The sequence below is a fragment of the Thermococcus alcaliphilus genome, from assembly GCF_024054535.1.
Classification (GTDB): Archaea; Methanobacteriota_B; Thermococci; order Thermococcales; family Thermococcaceae; genus Thermococcus_A; species Thermococcus_A alcaliphilus.
Window position 1 is genome coordinate 93,308 of sequence record NZ_JAMXLV010000023.1, and the last position, 24,983, is coordinate 118,290.

General features: G+C 43.1%; 24 protein-coding genes. 13 read left to right on the forward strand and 11 right to left on the reverse strand.

Annotated elements, in window-relative coordinates; translation table 11 throughout:
* Positions 1 to 2,433 (forward strand): CDC48 family AAA ATPase, encoded by a 2,433-nt coding sequence (locus NF859_RS09150; RefSeq protein WP_252743970.1) that lies wholly within the window; start codon positions 1 to 3, stop codon positions 2,431 to 2,433.
* 34 nt (positions 2,434 to 2,467) lie between these two features.
* On the opposite strand, the gene NF859_RS09155 is transcribed toward NF859_RS09150, so the two are convergent.
* Positions 2,468 to 3,163 carry a DUF257 family protein gene (locus NF859_RS09155; protein ID WP_252743971.1) on the reverse strand — a complete coding sequence of 232 codons (696 nt, stop codon included), beginning with the start codon at positions 3,161 to 3,163 and terminating at the stop codon, positions 2,468 to 2,470.
* 391 nt (positions 3,164 to 3,554) lie between these two features.
* Positions 3,555 to 4,055, reverse strand: a complete 501-nt coding sequence (gene pfpI, locus NF859_RS09160) for a deglycase PfpI (protein WP_004068134.1) — start codon at positions 4,053 to 4,055, stop codon at positions 3,555 to 3,557.
* Positions 4,056 to 4,201: 146 nt separating this feature from the next.
* On the opposite strand from pfpI, the gene NF859_RS09165 reads away from it, so the two are divergent.
* Both NF859_RS09165 and NF859_RS09170 read left to right on the forward strand, forming a co-directional pair.
* A complete protein-coding gene (locus NF859_RS09165) occupies positions 4,202 to 4,618 on the forward strand; it encodes a YhbY family RNA-binding protein (protein WP_004068133.1) in 417 nt (138 codons plus the stop codon).
* Positions 4,619 to 4,621: 3 nt separating this feature from the next.
* A complete protein-coding gene (locus tag NF859_RS09170; RefSeq protein ID WP_004068132.1) occupies positions 4,622 to 5,074 on the forward strand; it encodes a 30S ribosomal protein S19e in 453 nt (150 codons plus the stop codon).
* A 99-nt stretch (positions 5,075 to 5,173) separates the two neighbouring features.
* Here NF859_RS09170 and NF859_RS09175 read toward each other — a convergent pair whose 3' ends face one another.
* From NF859_RS09175 to NF859_RS09190, 4 genes are read right to left on the reverse strand one after another with little or no spacing between them, the layout of a single operon-like run.
* A complete protein-coding gene (locus NF859_RS09175) occupies positions 5,174 to 5,968 on the reverse strand; it encodes an ABC transporter permease (RefSeq protein ID WP_252743972.1) in 795 nt (264 codons plus the stop codon).
* The gene (locus NF859_RS09180; RefSeq protein ID WP_252743973.1) at positions 5,952 to 6,923 is read right to left on the reverse strand and encodes an ABC transporter ATP-binding protein; all 972 of its coding nucleotides are present in this window, start codon (positions 6,921 to 6,923) and stop codon (positions 5,952 to 5,954) included. The genes NF859_RS09175 and NF859_RS09180 overlap by 17 nt, the downstream gene beginning before the upstream one ends.
* Positions 6,910 to 8,031: a radical SAM/SPASM domain-containing protein gene (locus tag NF859_RS10725; RefSeq protein WP_353936097.1), complete on the reverse strand. Its 1,122-nt coding sequence runs from the start codon at positions 8,029 to 8,031 to the stop codon at positions 6,910 to 6,912. The genes NF859_RS09180 and NF859_RS10725 overlap by 14 nt, the downstream gene beginning before the upstream one ends.
* Complete coding sequence (locus NF859_RS09190) at positions 7,998 to 8,183, reverse strand: immunoglobulin domain-containing protein (RefSeq protein WP_252743974.1); 186 nt, start codon at positions 8,181 to 8,183, stop codon at positions 7,998 to 8,000. Before NF859_RS09190 ends, NF859_RS10725 begins: the two co-directional genes overlap by 34 nt.
* A 754-nt stretch (positions 8,184 to 8,937) precedes the next feature.
* Between NF859_RS09190 and NF859_RS09195 the strand changes: the two genes are divergently transcribed.
* Genes NF859_RS09195 through NF859_RS09205 form a run of 3 tightly spaced genes read left to right on the forward strand, consistent with a single transcriptional unit; the run spans position 8,938 to position 10,501 of the window.
* On the forward strand, positions 8,938 to 9,276 hold the full coding sequence (locus tag NF859_RS09195) for a DNA-binding protein (RefSeq protein WP_004068130.1): 339 nt from the start codon (positions 8,938 to 8,940) through the stop codon (positions 9,274 to 9,276).
* Positions 9,239 to 9,553 carry a hypothetical protein gene (locus NF859_RS09200; protein ID WP_048874612.1) on the forward strand — a complete coding sequence of 105 codons (315 nt, stop codon included), beginning with the start codon at positions 9,239 to 9,241 and terminating at the stop codon, positions 9,551 to 9,553. Before NF859_RS09195 ends, NF859_RS09200 begins: the two co-directional genes overlap by 38 nt.
* A 48-nt stretch (positions 9,554 to 9,601) precedes the next feature.
* Positions 9,602 to 10,501, forward strand: a complete 900-nt coding sequence (locus NF859_RS09205; RefSeq protein WP_087036594.1) for a transcription initiation factor IIB — start codon at positions 9,602 to 9,604, stop codon at positions 10,499 to 10,501.
* A gap of 24 nt (positions 10,502 to 10,525) precedes the next feature.
* On the opposite strand, the gene fen is transcribed toward NF859_RS09205, so the two are convergent.
* Both fen and NF859_RS09215 read right to left on the reverse strand, forming a co-directional pair.
* Entirely contained in the window at positions 10,526 to 11,548 is a 1,023-nt protein-coding gene (gene fen / locus NF859_RS09210; RefSeq protein WP_252743975.1) for a flap endonuclease-1, read from the reverse strand.
* A complete protein-coding gene (locus NF859_RS09215) occupies positions 11,548 to 11,967 on the reverse strand; it encodes a phosphate-starvation-inducible PsiE family protein (protein WP_252743976.1) in 420 nt (139 codons plus the stop codon). Before NF859_RS09215 ends, fen begins: the two co-directional genes overlap by 1 nt.
* Before the next feature lie 270 nt (positions 11,968 to 12,237).
* Between NF859_RS09215 and acs the strand changes: the two genes are divergently transcribed.
* The gene (acs, locus tag NF859_RS09220) at positions 12,238 to 13,626 is read left to right on the forward strand and encodes an acetate--CoA ligase alpha subunit (RefSeq protein WP_252743977.1); all 1,389 of its coding nucleotides are present in this window, start codon (positions 12,238 to 12,240) and stop codon (positions 13,624 to 13,626) included.
* 40 nt (positions 13,627 to 13,666) lie between these two features.
* Here acs and rgy read toward each other — a convergent pair whose 3' ends face one another.
* On the reverse strand, positions 13,667 to 17,311 hold the full coding sequence (gene rgy / locus NF859_RS09225) for a reverse gyrase (protein WP_252743978.1): 3,645 nt from the start codon (positions 17,309 to 17,311) through the stop codon (positions 13,667 to 13,669).
* A 77-nt stretch (positions 17,312 to 17,388) separates the two neighbouring features.
* Here rgy and NF859_RS09230 point away from each other — a divergent pair, with 77 nt between their 5' ends.
* Positions 17,389 to 17,760: a hypothetical protein gene (locus tag NF859_RS09230; protein WP_252744048.1), complete on the forward strand. Its 372-nt coding sequence runs from the start codon at positions 17,389 to 17,391 to the stop codon at positions 17,758 to 17,760.
* On the opposite strand, the gene NF859_RS09235 is transcribed toward NF859_RS09230, so the two are convergent.
* Positions 17,729 to 18,268 (reverse strand): SWIM zinc finger family protein, encoded by a 540-nt coding sequence (locus tag NF859_RS09235; RefSeq protein ID WP_252743979.1) that lies wholly within the window; start codon positions 18,266 to 18,268, stop codon positions 17,729 to 17,731. The two genes, NF859_RS09230 and NF859_RS09235, sit on opposite strands and share 32 nt — an antisense overlap.
* Before the next feature lie 117 nt (positions 18,269 to 18,385).
* On the opposite strand from NF859_RS09235, the gene infB reads away from it, so the two are divergent.
* Together infB and NF859_RS09245 are read left to right on the forward strand one after the other, a co-directional pair.
* Positions 18,386 to 20,179 carry a translation initiation factor IF-2 gene (gene infB / locus NF859_RS09240; RefSeq protein WP_252743980.1) on the forward strand — a complete coding sequence of 598 codons (1,794 nt, stop codon included), beginning with the start codon at positions 18,386 to 18,388 and terminating at the stop codon, positions 20,177 to 20,179.
* A gap of 30 nt (positions 20,180 to 20,209) precedes the next feature.
* The gene (locus NF859_RS09245) at positions 20,210 to 20,821 is read left to right on the forward strand and encodes a DUF7411 family protein (RefSeq protein ID WP_252743981.1); all 612 of its coding nucleotides are present in this window, start codon (positions 20,210 to 20,212) and stop codon (positions 20,819 to 20,821) included.
* Here NF859_RS09245 and NF859_RS09250 read toward each other — a convergent pair.
* Entirely contained in the window at positions 20,812 to 22,533 is a 1,722-nt protein-coding gene (locus NF859_RS09250) for a glutamate--tRNA ligase (protein ID WP_252744049.1), read from the reverse strand. The two genes, NF859_RS09245 and NF859_RS09250, sit on opposite strands and share 10 nt — an antisense overlap.
* A 99-nt stretch (positions 22,534 to 22,632) precedes the next feature.
* Between NF859_RS09250 and ndk the strand changes: the two genes are divergently transcribed.
* From ndk to NF859_RS09265, 3 genes are read left to right on the forward strand one after another with little or no spacing between them, the layout of a single operon-like run.
* On the forward strand, positions 22,633 to 23,154 hold the full coding sequence (gene ndk / locus NF859_RS09255; protein ID WP_087036613.1) for a nucleoside-diphosphate kinase: 522 nt from the start codon (positions 22,633 to 22,635) through the stop codon (positions 23,152 to 23,154).
* A gap of 54 nt (positions 23,155 to 23,208) precedes the next feature.
* Positions 23,209 to 24,468 (forward strand): C69 family dipeptidase, encoded by a 1,260-nt coding sequence (locus tag NF859_RS09260; protein ID WP_252743982.1) that lies wholly within the window; start codon positions 23,209 to 23,211, stop codon positions 24,466 to 24,468.
* 40 nt (positions 24,469 to 24,508) lie between these two features.
* Entirely contained in the window at positions 24,509 to 24,976 is a 468-nt protein-coding gene (locus NF859_RS09265) for a COG2426 family protein (RefSeq protein ID WP_252744050.1), read from the forward strand.
* Positions 24,977 to 24,983: the final 7 nt, after the last annotated feature.

The following is a 24,983-nucleotide window of genomic DNA, read 5'->3' on the forward strand; positions in this document are numbered from 1 at the left end:
ATGGCAGAAAAGAGAGAAATCAAGCTTAAAGTTGCTTCCGCTTACCAAAGGGATGTTGGTAGGGGGATTGTTAGGATTGATAGAAGTGCAATGAGAAAAATTGGCGTTCAACCTGGTGACATAGTGGAGATTATCGGTACCAAAAACACAGCCGCAGTGGTTTGGCCCGCATATCCAGAGGACGAGGGGCTTGACATAATTAGAATGGACGGTACAATAAGAAAGAACGCCGGCGTTGGTCTTGGAGATGAGGTGACCATAAGAAAGGCAGAGGTCAAAGAAGCACAGAGAGTTGTTTTAGCTCCTACAGAACCCATTAGATTTGGTCAAGACTTTGTCGACTGGCTTCACTCAAGGCTAGTTGGTAGACCAGTGGTTAGGGGAGACTACATTAGAATAGGCGTTCTTGGACAAGAGCTTACTTTCGTTGTTACGGCAACTACACCTTCTGGAGTAGTGCAAATAACGGAGTTTACCGAGTTCACGATCTCAGAGAAGCCCGTAAAGGAGGTCGCAAAGACACCAGCCTTAGGAGTTACCTATGAAGACATTGGTGGTCTCAAGGATGTTATACAGAAAATCAGAGAAATGATTGAGCTTCCACTCAAGCACCCAGAAGTCTTTGAAAAGCTCGGTATTGAGCCGCCTAAGGGTGTTTTGCTTTATGGTCCTCCGGGGACTGGTAAGACTCTCCTGGCCAAGGCTGTGGCTAATGAGGCTAATGCTCACTTCATAGCAATTAACGGTCCAGAAATCATGAGCAAGTACTACGGAGAAAGCGAAGAAAGACTCAGAGAAGTCTTTAAGGAGGCGGAAGAAAATGCTCCGAGCATAATCTTCATTGACGAGATTGACGCAATAGCTCCAAAGAGAGAAGAGGTTAGTGGAGAAGTCGAGAAGAGAGTTGTCGCTCAGTTGCTTACCCTAATGGACGGCTTAAAGAGCAGAGGCAAGGTAATAGTCATTGGTGCAACCAACAGGCCGGATGCAGTAGATCCAGCTCTTAGAAGGCCTGGTAGGTTTGATAGGGAGATTGAGGTTGGTGTTCCAGACAAGCAGGGAAGAAAGGAAATCCTCCAAATCCACACAAGAGGAATGCCAATTGAACCTGACTTCAGGAAAGGAGACGTTAAGAGAATCCTTGAGGAGCTTAAGCAGGACGATAGGTTCAGAGAATCTGCTGAGAGAGCCCTTAAGAAGATAGACAAAACTCCCGACAAGGATGAGGACATTAAGAGATTACTCAACGAGATTGACGAGAGGCTCTATGAAGAAGTTAGGCATCGTTTGATTGACCTTCTCCTTGAGGAGCTTGCTGAGAAGACCCATGGGTTCGTGGGGGCTGATTTAGCAGCATTAGCGAGAGAAGCGGCAATGGCTGCGTTAAGAAGACTCATTGAGGAGGGCAAGATAGACTTCGAGGCAGAGAGCATTCCGAAGGAGGTACTTGAAGAGCTCAAGGTAACCAGAAGGGACTTCTATGAAGCTCTAAAGATGGTTGAGCCCTCAGCTCTAAGAGAAGTACTCTTAGAGGTTCCCAACGTTAGGTGGGAAGACATTGGAGGCCTTGAGAACGTTAAGCAAGAACTGAGGGAAGCAGTGGAGTGGCCCCTCAAGTATCCTGAGGCGTTTATGGCTATGGGAATCACTCCACCGAAGGGAATCCTCCTATATGGTCCCCCAGGAACTGGTAAGACCCTGCTAGCTAAGGCAGTGGCAACAGAGAGCGAGGCTAACTTCATTGGCATCAGAGGGCCAGAAGTTCTTAGCAAGTGGGTCGGTGAGAGCGAGAAGAACATAAGGGAGATCTTTAGGAAGGCAAGACAAGCTGCACCAACAGTGATATTCATTGACGAGATTGACGCAATAGCCCCAAGAAGAGGTACAGACGTTAATAGAGTTACAGATAGGCTTATTAACCAGCTGCTCACGGAGATGGATGGCATTGAAGAGAACAGCGGTGTTGTGGTCATTGCCGCTACAAACAGACCTGACATCCTTGATCCAGCTTTACTCAGGCCGGGGCGCTTTGATAGGCTCATCTTAGTTCCAGCTCCGGATGAAAAGGCAAGGCTTGAGATCTTCAAAGTCCACACAAGGAACGTTCCGCTGGCAGAGGACGTTAGCTTGGAGGAGCTAGCAAAGAGAACCGAAGGATACACAGGTGCTGACATTGAAGCAGTTGTGAGAGAGGCGGCATTAAATGCCATGAGAAGGGCGATAGCAGGAGGCATTATCAAGCCCGGTACAAGGGCAAGCGAGATTAGGCAGAAAGTCAAAGTTACAATGAAAGACTTTGAGGAAGCGCTCAAGAAGGTCGGCCCAAGTGTTAGCAAGGAGACGATAGAGTACTACAAGAAAATAGAGGAAATGTTCAGCAAAGGCAGAGCTGAATTAACTAGAGGGGAGAACAGAGACAGGGGAGTCCTCTGATCCCCTTTGATATTTTAATTTTCTGATTTTTAATTCACGTTCTCAGTTCATCCTGCAGTTTTTGGGCATTCACTTTGATTTCTTGCCCGTACTCATCAAAATCAACGGATTTTTCTATCCTAAGGATTAGCTGCCCTTCTTTTAGTTCTAGCTTTAAAACCCGAGGGAATATCTCCTCAAGCTTTAAAACTGTCTTTGGGTTAAGCACGGATGAATTTAGGAACACAATCCCCTTGCTAGCTTTGTCTCCCATCATACTAGCAAATCCTGCAAGCATTAAGGCATTAAGCTCCCAGATGTTATCTTCGTAGAGTTGCAACAGTGAATCTATCCCCACTATTAGCTTGACATATCTGCCGAGCTTTTCTTCGACTCTGCGGAGGGCATCCCGATAGTGTCGTATCCACACTGGAGCATCTTGAGAAATTTCAACTCTCTCTACTAGACTTGTAATCTTCCCAACGTGGCGCACTCCTCCTAGTTTAATCACCGGAATATCATCCAGTATGCTCGTATCAATCCCGGCACTTGCTAAATGCATTCTAAGGAGGTAGTACTTATCAAGCACGTCTATAACTACAAACGGAACATCGCTTTCCTTCAGTTGGTTGATCATAACGTAAAAAAGTAGATGTGTGGGATCACTGGAACTGTGCTCCACTATTACATATTCTCCCCATTTTAGGCTTTTCAAGTAATTCCATACAGAGGTCTCAAATTCTTCTTTCATATTCAACCACCATACCTATTATTTGGATTCTTCATATTTTAGGGAAGCTGTGGAACCTCTAAGCTCCATAGAGTTCCATAACTTCCCACTAGTGTATCTAATCTATTTACTTGTTTCTAATTAATGAAAAACTCCTATTTAAGCTTTTTTTATGAAATCGTTTTGTTTAGTTTCTGTTTGTTCAAAAGTCTCCAATTTCTCAAATTTGCTTCTTATCTAGGAGCCAATATTGTTTTTGAGAGTTTATCAACGTTTATAGAAAGCTCTGCAAGGTGTTCACCAAAAATTCGAACTTAAAATCTACCTTTATTAATCAAGATTCTTTTTCAAAACATGCCAAACGGAATTGCTATTTGTAAGTTTAAACCTAAAAAGAAAAGTGAAGGAACATTCACTTCAAAAGCTTTACAAATTCTCTCATCCATGCGTATAAATCCCCGGGATGTCTTGAACTTACCCAGTTGCCATCAACGACAACTTCCTTGTCAATGTACTCTGCACCCGCGTTTATGAGGTCGTCTTTTATTGTGACAACACACGTTCCTTTTCTTCCCTTTAAGACTCCTGCAGAGATTAGTATCTGCGGGCCGTGGCATATTGTCGCTACTGGCTTTCCAGCCTCGAACATCTTTTTAGCTATCTCAACGGCCTTTGGGTTTATCCTAACTATCTCTGGAGCTCTTCCACCGGGCAATACGAGTGCATCAAACTCATCTGGATCTACTTCGTCAAACAGCAGGTCAACCTTTACAGAGTAGCCGTGCTTTCCGGTTATGGTGTCCTTCTTGTTGCTTGCCACGTATACCTCATGTCCTTCCTCTTTTATGCGATGGAGGGGATATATTAACTCCAAATCCTCAAATCCATCCGCACTTAAAAACAGCACTTTCATTGCAATCACCAATATAACGTTAAGACCAAAACTTAATAAGGGTTTTTGGTCAAAGGTGTGCAATACCTTAAGCAAGGTTTAAAAAGGGCCTCTCCTAAAAAACTTCGCGTCCATGAGTAAGGGCGAGATTACTTGAGGTGAGAGAGATGGAAAAGCGCTTACCTGGAAAGGTGAGAAGAGCTATAAGGGCTAAATATTACGATATTGAACCTAAAGCGTGGGTTGGTAAGAGAGGGTTAGATGATAGCGTCATTGACGAGATCAATACTCAGCTTAAGAAAGACGGGATATTAAAAGTTGAAATAAAAAAAGGTGCTTTAATATCAACCCAGATGGACAGAAAAGCGATAGCAGAAAAAGTTGCGGAGCTTACAGATAGTGAACTTATTGACGTGAGGGGCAAAAGGTTTATATTGTTCCGTCCCAGAGAGGGATGGGAAAAGTATTTAAAGAAGCTCAAGCTTAAGGAACTCTCGAAAGAGAGACGGGAGGAAAAACCCGTTAAGAAAGTCAAGCTCGACATTGCTCAATTTAGGAAAAAGTTCAAGAAAGGGAGGGAGTGAAGAATGGCAACAGTTTATGACGTTCCCGGTGATTTACTCGTTGAGAGGGTAGCTCAAAAATTGAAAGAGATTCCCGAAATAAAGCCACCTGAGTGGGCACCCTTCGTTAAAACCGGCAGGCATAAGGAGAGACTCCCAGAGCAAGACGATTGGTGGTATTATAGAGTGGCTTCAGTCTTCAGAAAGATATACATTGACGGGCCAGTTGGTATTGAAAGGCTAAGGACTTGGTACGGTGGAAGGAAGAACAGAGGACACGCTCCAGAGCACTTCTACAAGGGAAGCGGAAGCATAATTAGGAAAGCCCTTCAGCAGCTTGAAGCGGCAGGGTTTGTCACAAAGGTACCTGGAGAGGGAAGGGTAGTTACACCAAAGGGAAGGAGCTTCCTTGACAAGGCAGCTACAGAGCTCAAGAAGGAGCTCGAAGAGGTAATCCCAGAGCTTAAGAAGTACTGAATGTAAACTCTTATTTCCTTTTCTCTAAAATATCTCATTGGTGTCTGCTTGTTAGAGTTATATCGGTTCAAAGCTTTATAAAAATAAAAGTGAAAAGGCTTACTTCTCCAGTGCTCTTGTAAAGCCTCTCAGCCCAAGCAATAGGGCTATGAATGTCAAACTCGTAAGGTATGCTAGTGATGTGACAACTACGGATGAAGAAAGAGGGATTCTGTAAATAAGGCTTCTAGTAATGTTTGATGTATGTGTCATCGGGTTTACTGAAACTACTAAACTGAGCAACTTGTTACCCTCGAATACCTCCTTTGGATAGAATACCGTGGAAAGGAACATCATGGGAAGCATTATTATTCCAGATATTGCCATTGGAAGGTTAGGGTTCCGCCCCTTAGACAACAGCCATATCATAAGGCTCGAAAGTATTACAACGAGGGTGGAATTGACCAAAAAACTTTTGATAAAGTTCAATGGTGTCAAAGAAACATCCTCTGAGACTATAACAACGAGAAGCGATAATGTTGCCATGGCAACAAATGCCCTTAAGCAAGCTCCTAAAATCTTAGCAATAAACAGAATTGACCTTGAAATCGGGAGTGTGAAAAGAGTTTCTAAGCCCCCATAGAAACGATCTTGAATGAATGTTGTCGCTCCTCTGAACCCCTGATTTATACCCACTAAAGTTAATACTCCCGGGAACATAAATGCAAGGTATGAGATTTCCACCCCGCCAATGTTTATTCCTCCTATGAGCTTCTCCATTAGGGGGCCAAAAATTAGAACATATATTACTGGTTCAAACATTGTTCCCAGCCAGAATTCCAGGTCTATGCCAACCTTAGTTTCTCTTGACATGGCAACTCGAAAAGATGAAAGTAATTCACTGAGTTTCGCCATCCACTTCACCTCCAACGTCTATTATATTCAGGTAGACATCTTCAAAGTTCAGGGTAGTGGCAAATATTTCAATTACCTCCAGCTCTTGGGAGATTGTTGCTTGAAGAACCTCGTTTAGGGGGTTATCCAAAGAGCTCAGCTGTACTTCAAAGGAATTTGCACTAATTGGGTTAACACCTTTAACATCCTCAAGCTCCATAAGGGTTCTCTTCAACCTTTCAAAATCCCCTATTGGGTTCCTTGTGACTACCCTCAGAGTCTTTCCAAACCTTTCTTTTAGCTCTGAAGGGGCCCCTTGGGCAACTATCCTTCCGCGATTTATAATTAACACCTCATCTGCTAGGTACTCCACTTCATACAGATCGTGACTTGTTAAAAGAACAGTCATCCCTTTTTCTTTAACCATCTCTTCAATCAGCTTCCATGTTTCCCTCTTGCTTTTTGGATCAATCCCTGCTGTAGGTTCATCGAGAAATACCAGGGGAGTATTACTCAAAAGCACGCACGCCAGCTGGATTCTTCTTTTAAGTCCTGTACTTAGCTGAAATGGTTTTTTGTAGGCATGCTCTTTGAGGTTAAAGGTCTTGAGAGCATAATCACAGCGTTGTCTTGCTTCTCTTTTGCTAAGTCCTCTAAACCGGAAATAGTATATTATGTAGTCCCTAACCGATAGAGCCGGCGAAAGGTCCGGTTCTTGGGTCATGTAAGCTATTCTTTTTCTAACCTGGTTTGGATTCTCAATGACATCTATTCCATCCACCAGTATTCTTCCGCTGTCTGGCCGATAGATTGTGGCTATCATTCTTAAAGTGGTGGTTTTTCCCGCTCCGTTTGGCCCAAGTATTCCAAAAACACGACCTTTCTTGACTTTGAAACTGATATTGTCAACCGCCACGACTTCTCCATTAGAGCTGGGAAATTTTTTTGTTACATTCATTACTTCAACTATTCCCATTATTTACCCTCCTTTTAGACATTGGACATCTAGGATCGGGTTTTTTAATATCTCCTGCAATTGTGAGCACTGTGGCTGGGCACTTGGCACATACAAAACCACAATAGGTACAAGGTTCATTTTTAGGCCACATTAGTCGGAATTCCCATAAAACTTCACTTTTATGCCAAACTTCCACAAGACTATCCTCATATAGGTTCCCTGCAATATACTTGGAGGATCCATCTGCTATTTGAATAAGGGTGCATGGAGTTATATTCCCCTCAGCATCTATTGTCACCTGGACAACTCCAGCAGAACACAGGTAATACGCCCTCTTTTTAGCAGGTTTTCTTAAAGCGGGTGGGAAATAGCCCAAATCATCACCAAATTCTATACCCTTTATACCCGAACTTTCCCACCATTTGTAGACGTCCTCCCTCATCTTCACGAATTCTTCAGGTGAAGGGAACAAATTGACGCGAGATCTTGCATTACCAACAGGATATTCCATTTTAACAGCCCATGCTCTTATTGGTAAATCTCTAATTTGATTTAGCAGAGCAGGAATATAATGGTATGTGTCTAAAGAAACTGTTGTTTGAATTTGAGGTTTCCAGCCTAACTCTGCTAGTTTCTTGATATTCTCTATAATTTTTTCAAATATCCCCCTTCCTCTAATTTTTTCATGTATTTCTTTTGGTCCATCTATGCTTATAGTTACTAGGAAGCTCTTTTTCTTTTTGTTAGCGTATTTTTCAAGATACTGGGGGAGATTTGTTGTTCCATTTGTAACTATATGGGCATATATTTTACTTTTATGGATGATTTCCAGAATTTTCTCAAAATCTGGATGTAAAGTAGGCTCGCCTCCACCAATAGCGAGCTGATAACATCCTAACTTCTCCATATCCCATATTAACTTTTGGATAACATCTACAGAGAGAGTTGTGGGATTCTCTCTGGTACCAACATAACAATGCCTGCATTTCAGATTACACCTATGTGTGATCTCAACAGCTATAGCACCTGGTGGGAAGAACTTGGGATTATTTGAATCATAGGGAAGGACAATCTTATGATCTATAAGGTCCTCTATAAACTTTTTTGTTCTTGGGTTTCTATAGATATTGGTTCTCTTCTGATAATTTTAATAAACATTTCTGTTCCTTCTTTGTCAAGCCCTAATTCCTTATCGGGCATATATATTATTGCTTTGTTATTTTTAAGCTCCCAGACTAATTGTGGATTTGGAAGAAACAATTTCCTTTTATCTTCCAATAATTTCACCCCCTTAATGGAAAAAAGATGAACAAAAAGTATAAATCCAAAACAACAAATCATGTCAATTTAATTACGGATTGGGTGCATACCATACAAAATGCACACACAAATGGTAGTTCTTCTGTGTTGCCTTTGTATTCTGAATACTTTCGTTCCTTAAAATATATAATCCCTGCCATGGCATCACCCCCAATATTAATTGATACTAATACTAATTAAAATTTAATATTTTTAAGTTTTTTTAAAACAATAAGTTTGCAATGATAAGTTAGCAACGTTAAGTACTACATCTAATTATTTGAAAAATTACTTAATTATAAAATAATTATAACACAAGACCTAAGGAGAAATGTGGAGATGAAACTGATAGGTATTTTTACTTTTTTAGTTTGTTCGTTTTAGGAAGTACTTCAAGCATGGCATATCCCCCTCAGCTAAAACTACAAACGCATTGCCTGCAAATCTAGCTAATTCTGATTTTAGTAAGCTCACAAAGAGATTACTCTCAGGAAAACCGATTTATTTTCATGGAAAGGAAGCTCCAAAAAACGCTCAGAGATTCCAGAAATTGATCAAGATTGGTGTTCATAATAAAAATTTTAGAATATGCCTGACGATAGGTTCTAACATTTTATATTGAGATGCTCCAATTTGATACTCAAAACTCACGTTAGGGCATTTTATTTTTGCAATCTCTGCAATAACTTTTTAACTGCCATATCATAAATTCACTCGGCGGGGTGAGAGAAAAATGGCTGAGGACATAGAGGAGATTAGAAAGAAAAAACTTTTGGAGCTTCAGAAGAGACTTGCAGAGCAGCAGAAAGAGGAAGAAGAAAGGGTAAGGCAGGAGATGGAATTAGAAGCTCAGCTAAATGCTATAATGAAGCAAATTCTCACACCCGAGGCGAGGGAAAGGCTTGCGAGGGTTAAGCTTGTGAGGCCCGAGCTTGCGAGACAAGTAGAGTTGATTCTCGTTCAGTTATACCAAGCAGGCCAGATAACCGAGAGAATCACGGATGAAAAACTTAAAAAGATTTTGGCTCAAATAGATGCCAGAACGAGAAGAGAATTTAGGATTAAATGGTGACAAAAACGTGAAAATTAAAGACGTCATCAGGATACTAAATGAAAAGGGCGAGGTTAGTTTGGATATCTGGAAGCCATTATCGGCAAGAAAGAGTAGTGATGGAACCCTTGATATTCTTTACCGCAACCTTGTTGTTGGAAGTGAGAAAGATCCAGTTTTCCTTTGGGTGTATGTCAACGTCCTTGAAGACGATGTCAGAGTGCTTGAGAAGATCACCTTTAAAAAAGAGCATGTAAACTGGATAACAAATTCAATATCAAAGTTTGGAAAAACTTAAGATTTATATATGGGGATTGACAAGTTTACTGACCGTGGGGGTGTAATTGTGACTAAGCATAGGGTTTGCCCAGTTTGCGGTTCCGATAAGTTTGTTTATGACCCCGAAAGGGGAGAAGTAATCTGTGCAAATTGTGGTTTTGTAATTCAGGAGAACATGATTGATATGGGTCCCGAGTGGAGAGCATTTGATGCTTCTCAGAGGGAAAAGCGTTCTAGGACTGGCGCGCCCGAGAGCATTCTGCTGCACGATAAGGGCCTTTCGACGGATATTGGTTACGACAGGAATGTTAAGGGTTTGATGAGGGAGAAAATTTATCGTCTCAGGAAGTGGCAGAGCAGGTTAAGGGTTAGTGATGCCGCCGAGAGAAACCTTGCTTTTGCCTTGAGTGAGCTTGACAGACTTGGTGCGAGGTTAAACCTTCCAAAACACGTTGAGGAGGAAGCTGCAAGGCTTTACAGAGAGGCTGTTAGAAAGGGGCTTATTAGGGGAAGGTCGATTGAGAGCGTTATTGCGGCTTGTGTTTACGCTGCATGCAGGCTCTTGAAGATTCCGAGGACTCTTGATGAGATTGCCGATATTGCCAAGGTTGACAAGAAAGAAATTGGCAGGAGCTTCAGGTTCATTGCGAGGAATTTGAACTTAACTCCCAAGAAGCTCTTCGTTAAGCCGACGGATTATGTGAACAAGTTTGCCGATGAGCTCGGCTTAAGTGAGAGGACGAGGAGAAGGGCTATAGAGCTCCTTGAGAAGGCTTACGAGATGGGCTTGACGAGTGGTAAAAGCCCTGCTGGCCTTGTTGCTGCCGCATTGTACATTGCCGGTCTCCTGGAGGGCGAGAAGAGGACTCAAAGGGAAGTCGCCGAAGTTGCAAGAGTAACAGAAGTCACAGTAAGAAACAGATACAAAGAAATGGTAGAAAAACTAGGGCTAAAGCTCCCGCTTTGAGTATATTTTCTGGAAATCCGCTTTTCACTTTTTAAACCAGCTATCCAGCGTAAACTGTTTCCCGGCCTTTACTGCTTTTTTAAGCCTTTCTAAGCCGTTTTTAACTCTTTCTTCACTGAAATCATGCTCATCACAGAGAAACTTTAATATTCCTTCTTCATCGGGCATTTTCCATTCGAGCTTGTATTCGTCTGTTGTCGGCGGGTTTAGGAAGAACTCCTTTATTGCATAGAGATCAACGTCGCTCATTTTTTGGTACTTTGCCAGAGGATCTTTGGAGTATTTGACTATTTCAAGGGCCTTTTTTGGTCCAATCCCTTTTATGCCTCCAGGATTGTAGTCCGTTCCCACGAGAATTGCAAGTTCTATCAGCTTTTCCCTCGTTATCTTAAGCTCCTTTAACACCTCTTCAAGAACTATGAGCTCCGGTTTAACTTCCACGTAAATATCCTTCCCAGGAAGCTTTCTCTTTCCAGTTATGGTGAGGTTTCTCACTAGCCTTGGTGTTCCAAAGAGGAGCGAATCGTAGTCCTGGCTCGCCGAAGCCCAAACGTGCCCTTTAGATGCCATATAAGCTGCCTGCGCTTCACCTTCGCTGGGAGCCTGCACCCATGGGATGCCCATAAGCTCCAAAAGCTTCTTAGCATCCTCGATAAGCATCTCATTTACTTTGCTCGCCCGCTGTGCATATTTCTTTGCCTCTTCTAAGTCTCCCCTTGCTAGGGCTTCCTCCCATTTTTCCTGCGCTTCCTCCCTAGCCTCAGCTCTTTTTTCAAGCTCTTTTTTCTTGAACTCTGGAGGCTTCCCATCGAATACATACGCAGGCTTTATTCCCGCTTCCATTAGGTTTATAGTCCTGTAAAAAAGCCCTGAAAGATGGGACGTTATTCTTCCCTTGGAATCCATTAAAGGAGTCCCATCTCGTTGCCTTATTGTTGAGAGAAACTGGTAAATAGCGTTAAATGCATCTATCGCAACTTTTCTCCCATTTAAATTTTCAAGCTCAAGCTCTTTTCTTGGTAAAAGCTCACCAATCTGGACTCCCATTACTCACCACCTATCCTAATGTATAGGTGACCAAGTATAAAAAGCAATCCACCGACGGCAAAGAGCTTTAAGGCATCGAGCTCCTTAAAATCCGAGGCAACGATGAGCTTTTGGACAAGTGCAACAATTCCAACCTCAAGAATGTGAGATATGCTCACGCGGTGCTGCCTTAAATAGATTATCAAGATTCTGTAGGTTTCTATTAGGATAATAGTCACTAGTATGTTCGCAATCAGAAGTTTTGGGTCGCTGACCTTGTAAGTTAGCTTAAAGTTGAGGTAGATGGAGTATAGGGTGAGGTATAGTATGAAGAACAGGAACACCATAACAACTGTATCAAAGGAAATCTCTAAGGCTTTCCTGAAAAGTTTGTGAATTTGGGTATATTGGGCTGTTTTTTCATCTTCAATCCTCGTCATTTCTATCAGCCTACCGGTGTGTTCATCACCCTCTCAGGGAGGGGAAGGGTCATCACCATTTTCTATTTTCTCTTTGTGACTTTAAAGCATTGCTCCTTTAGCATCTTTGGGTAGATACGACAACTGCAGGATGCATGATCATTCTTCAATTATCGTTCAAAACCATTGGTTCCTTTAACAAACGCCGATATCCAAGTCGTCAAATGAATAAGAGAAAAGTTATAACTCCTCTTTCGCATTAACCTTTGTAAAGTTCATGAGGTGAAGGAAATGAGCATAGAGGCACTTTTCAAACCAAAGAGCGTTGCCGTTATAGGCGCTTCTGGTAAGCCTGGGAAGATAGGATACGCTATCATGAAGAACCTTGTCGATTACGGCTACGAGGGCAAAATCTACGCAGTTAACGTTAAGGGTGGGGAGATAGAGATCAGCGGAAGAAAGTTCCCAGTATACAAGAGCATCCTCGATGTCCCGGATGAAGTAGACATGGCAGTTATAGTTGTTCCAGCTAAGTTTGTCCCACAGGTTGTAGAGGAATGTGGAAAGAAGGGAGTAAAAGTACTTCCGATTATCAGCTCGGGTTTTGGAGAACTTGGTGAGGAAGGAAAGAAAGTTGAGCAGCAACTAGTTGAGACAGCCCACAAGTACGGAATGAGGATACTCGGTCCAAACATCTTCGGTGTTGTTTACACCCCAGCCAAGCTTAACGCAACCTTTGGTCCGACAGATGTAATGCCCGGAAAGCTTGCACTTGTCTCTCAAAGCGGTGCCCTCGGAATAGCCCTTATGGGATGGACAATACTTGAGAAGGTCGGTCTTTCGGCTGTTGTTAGCATTGGAAACAAGAGCGATCTTGACGATGCAGACATGCTTGAGTACTTTGAGACCGACGAAAACACGGGGGCAATCTTAATCTACATGGAAGGTGTGAAGGACGGAAGAAGATTCATGGAAGTCGCGAAGAGAGTTTCAATGAAGAAGCCGATTATAGTTATCAAAGCTGGAAGGAGCGAGAGGGGAGCCAAGGCTGCTGCATCTCATACGGGTTCACTTGCTGGTGCAGATAGCATTTATACAGCCGCATTCAAGCAGAGCGGTGTTTTAAGAGCATTAACAATTGGCGAGGCTTTCGACTGGGCAAGAACCCTTTCAAACCTTCCAGAGCCCGAGGGAGATAACGTTGTAATCCTCACAAACGGTGGTGGAATAGGCGTTATGGCCACTGACGCTGCTGAGGAAGAAGGATTGAAGCTCTATGACAACCTTGAGGAGCTTAAGATCTTTGCAAACCACATGCCACCCTTTGGAAGCTATAAGAATCCAGTGGACTTAACGGGTATGGCCGGAGCTGAGGCCTACGAAGGTGCAGTTAGAGACGCATTAGCCCATCCAGAGATGCATGCCATAGCAGTCCTCTACTGCCAGACAGCTGTTCTTGATCCAAGAGACCTCGCAAAGATAGTCATCAAGGAATATGAGGCAAGCGGAAGGAAGAAGCCAATAGTGGTTGCCATAGTCGGTGGCGTTGAGGCTAAAGAAGCAATTGACATGCTCAACGAGAACGGCATCCCAGCGTACCCAGAGCCCGAAAGGGCTATTAAGTCACTTGCGGCTTTATACAGATGGCACAACTGGAAAATGAAGCATAAGAAAGAGTGATTTCCTTCTCTTCTTTTTCATTAATTATGAAAAAGAGAGATTAGGCAATGTACTTTCTTATCTCCTCGTACATATCGTTCAGCACTTCTTGGTAATCTACCTTGTTTTCCTCCACAAGATCCATGAGCTCTTCCAGCTGTCTGGTTCTTTCCTCACTCACAAGCTCCTTGTATTTTGTGATTAGGTAGTGGTAAACCTTCGTGCCTAGTTCTGTTGGCACTAACTTCTTCCTTCCCTTCGTTTCGATAACGTAGTGCCTGTCTAAGAGAGTTTTGACTATCTTTGCATACGTAGAAGGCCTACCGATTTTGCGCTCCTTCATTAGGGCAATTATGTCTCCTTGAGTAAACAGGGGTACTTTTGGAGCCCTCCATTTCTTGATGTCCTTAACCTTAATCCTCTGTCCTTTTTCAAGTTTGGGAAGCTGTCTTAGTGGAGGGTTCCTAAGTCTTGTCCATCCATCGAAGAGTATCTCCACGTAACCTTCTATTTCCGCTTTTGCTACCTTTGCATCAATAACTGCCTTTTCATAAAGTATTTTTGCCGCTTTCATTTGGGAGGTCATAAAGCGCTTGAATATCATATCATAGAGCCTGAAGTGGTCTCTCGTTAGACCCCTTGCAAGGGTTATTATTCCATCCCTCAGCAACTGCATGAGTCTTCCAGTGTCTATGGGTCTTGTAGGTCTTATACACTCGTGTGCTCCCTCTTCACCCCACTTCCTCGGAGCAAAGTAATCTTCACCGACCTCTTCGGTAATGTATTCCTTGGCAACTTCAATACCAACGTTGCTCACATGGGTGGAATCTGTTCTTATGTAAGTTACTAGACCGAGTTCGAAGAGGTCTTGGGCGAGTCTCATAGTGTAGTCGGTTGAAAATCCTAGGAATCTTGAGGCATCCTGGAGCATTGTATCGGTGGTATACGGTGGGAGGGGATTTAGGTCTCTCTCTTCCAGCTGGACTTCTTCCACGATAACTTCTTGAACTTCTTCCTTAACTCCCTCCAGTGTCACTTCCAAGTCGTTTTCGAGTGTCAGCCTCATGAAATCGGTTTCACTTTCCACGAATTCTCTGTATCTCTCTATGACCCAGCCTAGAACGGGGGTTTGGACTCTTCCAGCTGAAAGGTAAGTGTTCTCAAAAACCTCCCAGAGCTTCTGGCTAAGCTCAAATCCTATCCACCTGTCTTCTATTCTCCTCACAAGCTGGGCATTTACCCTTGCCTCGTTTACGTCTCTTGCCTCTTTAAGGGCCTTTAGAATAGCGGGCCTCGTAACCTCATGGAACTCTATCCTCTTTATGGTTGGAGTATACGGAGAGAGGACGTTTCTTATGTCCCATGCAATCTTTTCACCCTCAACATCGGGATCCGTTCCAATCAGTATTTCATCAACTTCCTGAGCAATTTCCCTCATTGCAATCACATTTTCGAGGGCATCCCTCACGTCTCTTGAACCACATCTGGGACATACTCCTTTCTTTTCCCAGTCCACAAATTGATGCCCGCACTCTCTACAGCGCTTTAAGGTATCGTAAACCGGGATAAAGTAGAGCTTTCCGTCGTTTTCCTTTATTAAAACTCCATGGTAACCTTCGTTTGTAACGAGATCGAACATATGCCCTCCGCTTGCCAGTATGGTGAGCATTAGTTCTCCTATGCTTACTTCATACGCTACCAAATCACCAATACGCCTCTTGCTTGGCTGTCCAAAGAAACTCGCAATAGTTCTGGCTTTGTTTGGCGATTCTACTATCATAAGGGCAGATTTTACAAGGTCTTTTGTCTTCTCTGCTATTTTACCCTCCATGATGAGCCTGACTTTCTCCCTATCAGCGTCAATCTCTTTCAGCAACTCCTCCAAATTGAGCTCATTGAAGGGCTTCATATCAAACTCCGCAAAGCGCCAGCGCATCTGCCTCTTCAAGCCATTGAAAACCTTCTCATTGTCCACTATCACAACGCTGAGTCCCTTTGTAATACCTCCAGCAAAAAGTCTCGAAGTTCTTCCTGTGGCCTGTATGTACGTCCTCACGTCGGGAATCTCTATGTACCACTTTCCCTCCTCTTTCTTGAGGCTCACAAAAGGATCTTCTTCTATTCTTTTTAGGACTTCGGGCTTCTTTAATACGTTTCTAAGGAACTCAACGGCTTCCTTAAAAACTTCAAGAACGTGATTTGAGAACCCTTCTAGGGGTAGCCCTTCTGCTAGTGCTTCCTCTATTTTTAAGATTTCAAACTGCGGGATATTTCTTATGAGCCTCCTTAGCCTAGCGTACAGCTTTTCGGCGTTTCTCCTATCCTCATTTTCAAGGAATTCCATGACCTCACTCATCAGTCCTAAAACCCTGTATATAGTAGGCTGTTCGAGGTCTATACTGAACCGGAACTTTGGAACTCCAGTAAATATGGCATATCTTATTAGATGGGGCAGATCTAATCCTCTAACAATAGAGCCATAATATGTAGCAACCCCTATTAGGTAATCAACCTCTCCCTTCTCGAATCTTTCAAGCCCCTTTTTGTTCCTTGCCGAGACTAACTCCACCTTAAATCCTAAATCTTGCAGGTAATTCGTTAGTTTCTCTGCATACGCTATTCCCTGGTCAATTGGGACGAATATGAGTCCTCCCGAGCCTAAAGTTTTTAACAGCTCTTTGACGTGCTCCTCTATTGGCTTTTCGGGGAAGATATAGCTGTCCACGACGTTTCTCAACGCAGATCTGCCGCTTCCCACCTCGAAATCCAAAAGCTCACGGTAAAGCTTTATTCTATCTCCTCTAGCACTTCCAGTGGCGGAAGCTACGATTAGAACTCCAATTTTGTTTTCTCGCTTAAACTTTCTAATCTCCCTCTCAACTGTGTTTATCTGCTTGTTCAGCTCTTTTAGCTTTTCATTTTTGTCCTTACTGTTACCGTTAAGGTATTTTGCCATCTGCTTTTTGAGTTTTATAATCTCCCAAGCCTTCTGAATGATCTCTTCGGTAAAACCGAGGAGAATAAGGGAGCGGTCTATGTTCTTTGAGGCTTTGAGGAATGCATCAACATCATCCACAAATATAAAATCGAACCTCTTATCCTTTAAGAGATCAAAATTCCTTGCTAAATACTGTGCAGAGGTTATAAGGATGTCAAAATCTCCATTCTGGATTTTTTGGAGCATTTCTTCCTTCTCTTTTTTCTTCATGTTCCCGTGGTAGTAAGCTAAGTTAACGCTTACCCCGGCTTTTTCTGCAAATGTCTGGACTCTCTTGATTGTTTGAATTACCAGAGGTGTTGTCGGCAAAATTATATATGATTTCTTACCCTTTTTTGCATAGTAAATCGACATGAAAGCCCCAAAAACGCTTTTTCCCATTCCAGTAGGGGCGATTATAGAGAAGCTTTTTCCCCTCACTAAACGCTTAACCCAAGTTTTTTGGGCGCTCCAAAACGTGAAGCCGGTAGCTTTCTTGAAAAGCTCTTCAGCCTCATTCAACTTTTTCTCAAGAGAATATAGCTCTTCCCAGTGTTTTAAAGTTCCTCTGAGCTTTAGGGCATCCCTAATTCCTTTTATCAGATCAAAATATACTTCGGCTTTTATTTCCTCATCCAAGCAGACCTCACAAGGATGCTTCTTGTATAAACGTAAATCACTTATCCTGTCCTCACAGTTAGGACACATGCCCCTGTATATGGCCTTCATATTACCACCTTCCAATGCTCTTTTAGGGGATGCAAACTTTATAAGGCTTTTTTTGAAGGCCTTTTTCGGTGGAGCATATGATAGTGGAAAAACTCAAACTCACTGCAGAGCTCAATGAACAAGAGTACAAAAAGGTAGGGGAGATAGTGGAAAAGCTGAGGGGGAAATTCCCAAACGTTATGGTGAGGCAGTACAAAACACAGAAAAAATTAACTTTTCTTGATGTAGAGCTTGCCGAGAGACTTAATTTTGACATAATTCTTGGGAAGAGAAAGGGCTATTTCGTCTCAGTTGAGATGGAGGGCACTAAGGCAAAATATGCCTTTCAAATAATGAAAGCCATTTTAGATGAAGCTGGGATTAGCTATAGCCTTACCCTCGATGGGAATAAGGTATATGATTCTTTAAGGAGAAAGCTCAAAGAGAGCACCCTTCTAGAGTTTCTTTGACTTCCCTTCCCAGCTCTCCGGTTAAATTGTAGTCTGGGAAAAGCCTCTCGAATTCTTTAAAAATTTCCAATATTTGGAAACCTTTTTCTTTAGACGGAGTAAGGCTGAACAGCTTCAAGGCTTCTCTCAAGAGTCTGGCCACTTCACTACCGCTTTCATCGTTGTTTATTTGATATTGAAGCTCCTTTAAAATAATCTCCAGTCCCAATTCCGGATTCTCATGGAACAGATATCTCTTTAAAGCTGCCTCTGGAAAAAACTCTGAGACTGGCTCATGGCTTTCTATGTAGAATCCCTCTTCAAAGACTATTATTGTGGCAGCGGCATGCTTGCAGTCTTTTCCCTGTGGACAGGTGCACCTGCTGGAGTTCTTTTCCAAGTCAACTTCCACATAATATGGATAAGTGCCCAAAACCTTGGAAAACAGCTTTTCTTTGTATTTTAAAACCCATAAAACCTTTCCTTTCTTGTAGTAGCTCTTACCCTTTTGCATTGTCTTCTTCTCCATGATAACCACTAAATGTGGTAAGCATGAGGATTTTTAAGATTAATCCCTAACCTTTAAAAAGCGGGCGTTTTAGTTAATCCCGTAACGCTCATCAAAAGTTTTGTGGAGTGTGAGAGTATGAAAAAAATTAGACAGCCAATTATAGCGGTTCTTGGACACGTAGATCATGGTAAGACCACGATGCTTGATAGAATACGTAATACCCGCGTAGCTGAGAAAGAAGCGGGTGGAATTACTCAGCACATTGGTGCGACCGAGGTTCCTATTGAAGTGGTTAAACAACTCGCTGGACCCCTTTTAAGTTTGTGGAAAGGCGAAATTAAACTTCCGGGATTGCTCTTTATAGACACTCCCGGCCACGAGGCTTTTACGAGCTTGAGAGCCAGAGGAGGCAGTTTAGCCGATTTGGCAATCCTTGTAGTTGATATAAACGAGGGCTTCCAGCCCCAGACTATTGAGAGCATAGAGATCTTGAGAAAATACAGAACTCCCTTTGTTGTCGCTGCAAATAAAATTGACCGTATTAAAGGATGGAAAATCGTTGAAAACGAGCCTTTCTTGGTAAACATCAAAAAACAGGATCAAAGGGCAGTTCAGGAGCTTGAGACAAAGCTTTGGGAACTAATAGGAAAATTTTATGAGCTTGGCTTCCAGGCCAATAGGTTCGATCGTGTTCAGGACTTCAGAAGGGAACTCGCCATAATTCCCGTTTCAGCCAAATATGGAATAGGCCTTCCAGAATTGCTTGTTCTTATAGCGGGTTTGGCTCAGAAATATCTCGAAGAGAAGCTGAAGATAGAGGTTGAAGGTCCCGCGAGAGGAACTATTTTGGAAGTTAGGGAGGAAGTAGGCTTTGGGACAACAATAGACGTGATAATTTATGATGGAACCCTCAGAAAAGACGATATAATAGTTGTGGGTGGCAAGGATAAGGCAATAGTCACAAAAATAAGGGCTCTCCTTAAGCCGAAGCCTCTTGACGAGATAAGAGATCCAAGATATCGCTTTGATCAGGTTGAGGAAGTTTCTGCAGCAGCTGGAATTAAGATAGCCGCCCCAAACTTAGAGGAAGCTCTCGCAGGTTCCCCGGTTATAGCGGCAAGAACTGAAGAGGAGATAAAGAGAGCAAAAAGAGAAATCCTTGAGCAGATAAAGAGCATAATTATAAGCACGGACAAAGTTGGCGTTATTGTAAAAGCCGACACAATAGGAAGTCTCGAAGCGCTAAGCAAAGAACTGCAGGAAAAGAATATTCCAATAAGAAAGGCAGACGTTGGAAACATAAGCAAAACGGATGTTATGGAGGCATTGAGCGTAAAGGAGGAGGAATCTCTCTACGGTGTTGTCATAGGTTTTAATGTGAAGGTCAATGAAGACGCAGAGGAAGTTGCAAAGGCCAAGAAGATCCCGATATTTGTCGGCAACGTTATCTATAAAATCATAGAAGACTACGAGGCATGGGTGAAGGCTGAGGAAGAAAAGAAGAAAAAAGAACTTTTAGCTCAAACAAAGTTCCCAGGAGTAATTAAGATATTCCCAGATGAACGCTACATCTTCAGGAGAAGCCACCCAGCAATAGTTGGAATAGAGGTTATTGAAGGTAGGATAAAGCCGGGATACCCACTGATGAAGCAAAATGGAGAGCGGGTTGGGGTTATAAAATCAATAAAATCCAAAGAAGACTTCCTGCAGGAAGCAAAGAAGGGAGATCAGGTTGCTATAGCCATTGAGGGTGCAATAGTCGGAAGGCACATCCATCCTGGGGAGATACTTTACGTCGATATAAGCAGGGATGATGCAATAAGACTCGTGAAGGAGCTCAGGGATATGTTGGATGAGACCGACATAAGGGCACTAAAGGAAACAGCAAAAGTGAAGGCCCAAAAGGATCCATTTTGGAGTGCCCTATGATTTTAACTTTTTTAACCGCTGGTGAACCCTATGGAGGTTTATCACCTCTACAGCGGAGGGAAAGATTCTTCGCTTGCGGCTTATATTTTGAGAAAGATTGGATACGAGGTAAAACTTATTACTATTAACTTTGGAGTCCTCGACAGCTGGAAATATGCTAAGGAAACAGCTGAGGCTCTTGGCTTTCCCCATGAGGTAATCTTCCTTGACAGGGAAATTCTTGTGGAAGCGGCTGAGATGTGCATAAGGGACTCTCATCCTAGCAATGCAATTCAGTTTATTCACGAAAAAGCTCTAGAAGAAGTTGCAAAGCTTAGGCATGTGGAGAGAATAAGCGACGGAACAAGAAGAGATGATAGAGTGCCCTTCCTTGATCAGAGAAAAACGAGAAGTCTTGAAGATAGATTTAACGTTCAGTACATAAGACCTCTTCTCGGTTTGGGTTATAGGACGATACGGGAACTTACGGAGAAGCTTTTCGTCGTGGAGCTTAAAGAGAGCGAAAAGCTCGAGAAATCCGACTATGAAGTAGAGCTGAGATATCTTTTAAGGGAAAAAGGGGTAGATCCTCTCACAATTTTTCCGAAAAAGCATCTGCAGTCGAGGGTATTGGGGTGGAAAAAAGAAAAGGGTCACTTGTGAGCAAATATCGCTATCACTTTGTCTCCCTCAACTTTGTCCACCCTTACGAAACCAAAGCGTTCAAACTGCACGATATCGTCGACCTTTAAGTCCGCATCCCTCTCAAGTAGCCCCTTCCTCACGATAAGTTCATCTCCTTCTGGGACGAGAACTTCACACGGCTTGCCCTCGGGAACCCAGTGGATCATCCTCCACCTGTGCTCCCTAGCTTTCTCATATTCAACGCTGTCGAACTCCGCTATGATTTTTTCTTCGCTAACTTCGACTATTCTGACGTTGAATAAATCCTTGAGCCTAATGTATTCGTTGCTCTTCAAGAGCTCAAGGTCGTCCTTTGAGACATAGATAGGCTTTCCGGGGGTGAACTTGAGTTTCCTAACCCCTCTCTCTGGATAATCTGGATGGAGTGGTATCTCCGCTGTAAACTCTTCTTCATAACCTCTAATTTCCATTGGAATTGGATCAGCAACGAAGAAGTATCTGTTCGCTATTGGTTCGATTATCCTTCTGTTTATTGCAGCTAGGTTGTCCCAGCTTATTGTGGTGTCGCTCTTCTTGAGCCCGACCTCGATTATAAGCTCCCTAATAGCCTCCGGCTGAATGCCTCTCCTCCTCAACGCCCTAATTGTCCCAAGTCTTGGGTCGTCCCATCCGAGATACTTACCCTCTTCAATACCTTTTCTTGTCTTGGACTTGCTTAGAATTACCCCTTCGATGGAGAGCCTTCCATGATGAACTGTTTCCGGATATTCCCATCCAAAGTATTCGTAGATGTATCTTTGCCTTGTCTCGTTTTCGGCGTGTTCTTGCCCTCTGAAGATGTGTGTAACACCAAGCTCATGATCGTCTATAGCGGAGGCAAAGTTGTAGAGAGGCCATACGCGATACTTGTTTCCGGTTCTTGGGTGATTGGGGTTATCAATTATCCTAAGGGCAGGCCAGTCCCTAACTGCAGGGTTTGGGTGATTTAGGTCGGTTTTAATTCTAACGACAGCTTCACCCTCTTTGTACTCTCCGCTGAGCATCTTTTTCCACTCTCTTAGCTGAACTTCTGGAGGAAGGTCTCTGTGGGGACAGGCTTTTCCTTCGTCTCTGAGCCTTCTGAAGTGTTCTGGGTCACAGGTGCAGACGTAAGCTTTCCCCATCTCAAGAAGCTTCTCTGCATAGGAATAATAAATCTCCAACCTGTCGCTTGCGTGGTGAATCTCATCTATTTGAAAGCCAAGCCACTTCAAATCTTCAATAATCCATTCATAGAATATGGGCTCAGGTCTCTTGACCTTTGGATCGGTGTCATCAAACCTTAGAATAAACTTTCCATCATAAAGCCTTGCATATTCGTGGCTTAAGATAGCTGCCCTCGCGTTTCCAAGGTGAAAAGCCCCATCCGGGTTTGGTGCAAACCTCGTGACCACTTTTCCCTTTTCTGCCTTTGGCAGTGGTGGGAGGCCTTTCTTCTCTTCTTTTTTCTCCTTCTTCTCCTCAAAGAACTCTGGATAAATCTCTCTAAGTTTTACTTCTTGCTCCTCCTTGCTCATGGCGTTGACTTCCTGAACAACATCATTGACAAGGGGAATTATCTCCCTCGCCCTTGGCCTCAGCTCTGGGTTCTCGCCAAGTATTTTCCCTATGACAGCCTTTGGATTTGCTTTTCCATCGTGTTGAATCGCATTGATGAGCGCATATTTGAGTATTGTTTCCCTTAACTCCATTTTCTTCACCAGAGAAAAAAAGGCAGAGATGAGTTATAAACCTTGTGCGGGATTGAAAACAATTTTAAATCTTCAAACTTATTCTTCTCGGTGTTGCCGATGAACAAGACGGAAAGGACTCTTGTGATTATAAAGCCCGATGCCGTTGTTAGGGGCCTTATAGGTGAAATTATAAGCAGATTCGAGAAGAGAGGCCTTAAAATAATCGGGATGAAGATGATCCACATTGATAGAGAATTAGCGGAGAAGCACTATGAGGAACACAAGGGGAAGCCCTTCTTTGAGCCTCTGATAGACTATATTACCAAAGCGCCAAGTGTAGTAATGGTTCTCGAAGGCAGGTATGCCATAAGCGTCGTTAGGAAAATGTGCGGTGCAACTGACCCCAAGGATGCAGAGCCGGGAACCATAAGGGGCGACTACGGTCTTGATGTTGGAGATGCGATTTACAACGTTATTCACGCCTCAGACAGCGAGGAAACCGCAAAAAGGGAAATAGCACTCTACTTCAAAGAGGACGAGCTCTTTGAGTACTGCAAGGCTGCTGAGTGGTTCTACCACTCCCACTGGGACAAGGAGAAAGGGGAGTACTTAGACTCCACAGATTGCTTGAAGCTTTGATGCTTTTCCAAATTGTTAAAAACCTCTACCTCTAATCTTTTTTAGGTGCTGTGGATGTGCGATATTCTCGTTGCAACTCCCAAAGCTACTAAAGAAAAGGTTATGCTTTTTGCGAAAAACAGCGATAGAGATCCAAACGAGGCTCAGGTTCTCGAGGTCATCCCAAGGCAAAAACATGAGGAAGAGGCTGTTAAGCTGACCTATGTTGAATTTCCTCAAGTTAAAGAGAGCTATGCAGTAATTCTCTCACGTCCTTGGTGGATCTGGGGCGCGGAGATGGGAGTTAACGAATTTGGTTTAGCTATAGGTAATACTGCAGTTTTCACCAAGGAGAAGATTCCAGATAAAGGCATCTTGGGAATGGACATGATAAGGCTCGCCCTTGAAAGAACAAAAACCTCTAAAGAGGCTCTTCATTTCATAATTGATATAATCGAGAGCTATGGGCAGGGAGGAAATGGTAGCTACGAGCACAAAATGCTTTACAGCAACTCATTCATAATTGCGGATCCAAAAGAGACGTGGGTCTTGGAGAGTGCTGGCAAACACTGGGTTGCAAAGAGAATTGAGGATGTATACTCTATTTCAAATGCTCTCACGATAGAGGATGACTGGGACTTAGCTTCAGAGAGCGTCGAGAGGCTTGCCAAGAAATCAAACTTCAGCTTTGCCAAGCATTTCTCTGACAGATTCTACACTCATTTTGCCCATGGAAGGGAGAGGAGAGCCTTCACATATCGGAAACTCAAAGAAAGAGAAGGCGAAATAACTCTCGAGTACATGATGGAAATCCTGAGGTCTCACAGCTTCGAGCCGTATTCCCCAGAAAAAGGCTCCATGAGGGATATATGCATGCACTATGGCGGTTTAACAAGGCCCTCTCAAACCGCCTCATCCCAAATCTCGGAGCTTGGCAAGGATATACACTGGTTTACCGGGACTTCGCTTCCATGTTTGAGCATTTTCAAGCCGATATCTTTTGAAGGTGGGATTCCGGAGTCAGAGATGCCCACGAACCGCTATAATCCCAAAAACTACTGGTGGAGGATTGAAAAGTTACACAGGTTGTTCCAGACCAACTATCAAAATTATATTAGAGAATTCTCAAAGGAAAGGGATGAGCTGCAGATAGAGATAATAAGAAGAACGAGGGAACTTAAAGAGAACGAAAGCCTTGCAGAACTTACAAAATGGGCCTTTGAAAGAGAAAAAGAGCTTGTGGAAAAATGGGAGAAGCTTATTGTTCCCGGCAAGTTCCCCTTTTTGTATGGGATAAGATGGAGGAAGGTGAACCAAAAGGCTGGCTTGAGATAAGTTTTTTAACTTCTCTCCATTTACGTTTTTGGTGTTAAAAGTGAACGGTCTGCTTGAGGTGTTTTTACTCTCACTCCTTCCAACCTTTGAGGGGAGGTATGCCATAGTTTATGGTATTGGTAGGGGTTACTCTCTCTCCGGCACTTTAATCATGGCATCGCTTGGAGTGCTGCTTCTCTCCTTAACTTTGCCACTCCTTCTGCCTCTGATAGACTGGGTAATGCTTAAACTTGAAGATACCCCTCTAGGGAAGTTTGCGGAGCTCTATTTGAAATATGTCGAGAGAGCTAGAAAGAAAGCTCACCCCTATGTTGAGAAGTGGGGGTTCTTAGGCCTCATTGTTTTTGTTGCTATACCCCTTCCAGGAACTGGCGTATGGACGGGAAGCTTAGCGGCTTACATATTTGGAATGGAAAAAAGAAAAACAATCCCTGCGCTGATAATTGGAGGGCTTTTGAGCATTTTGATAACTCTCATACCAAGCTTAGGTCTGGTAAAAATAATTTAAATAAAGA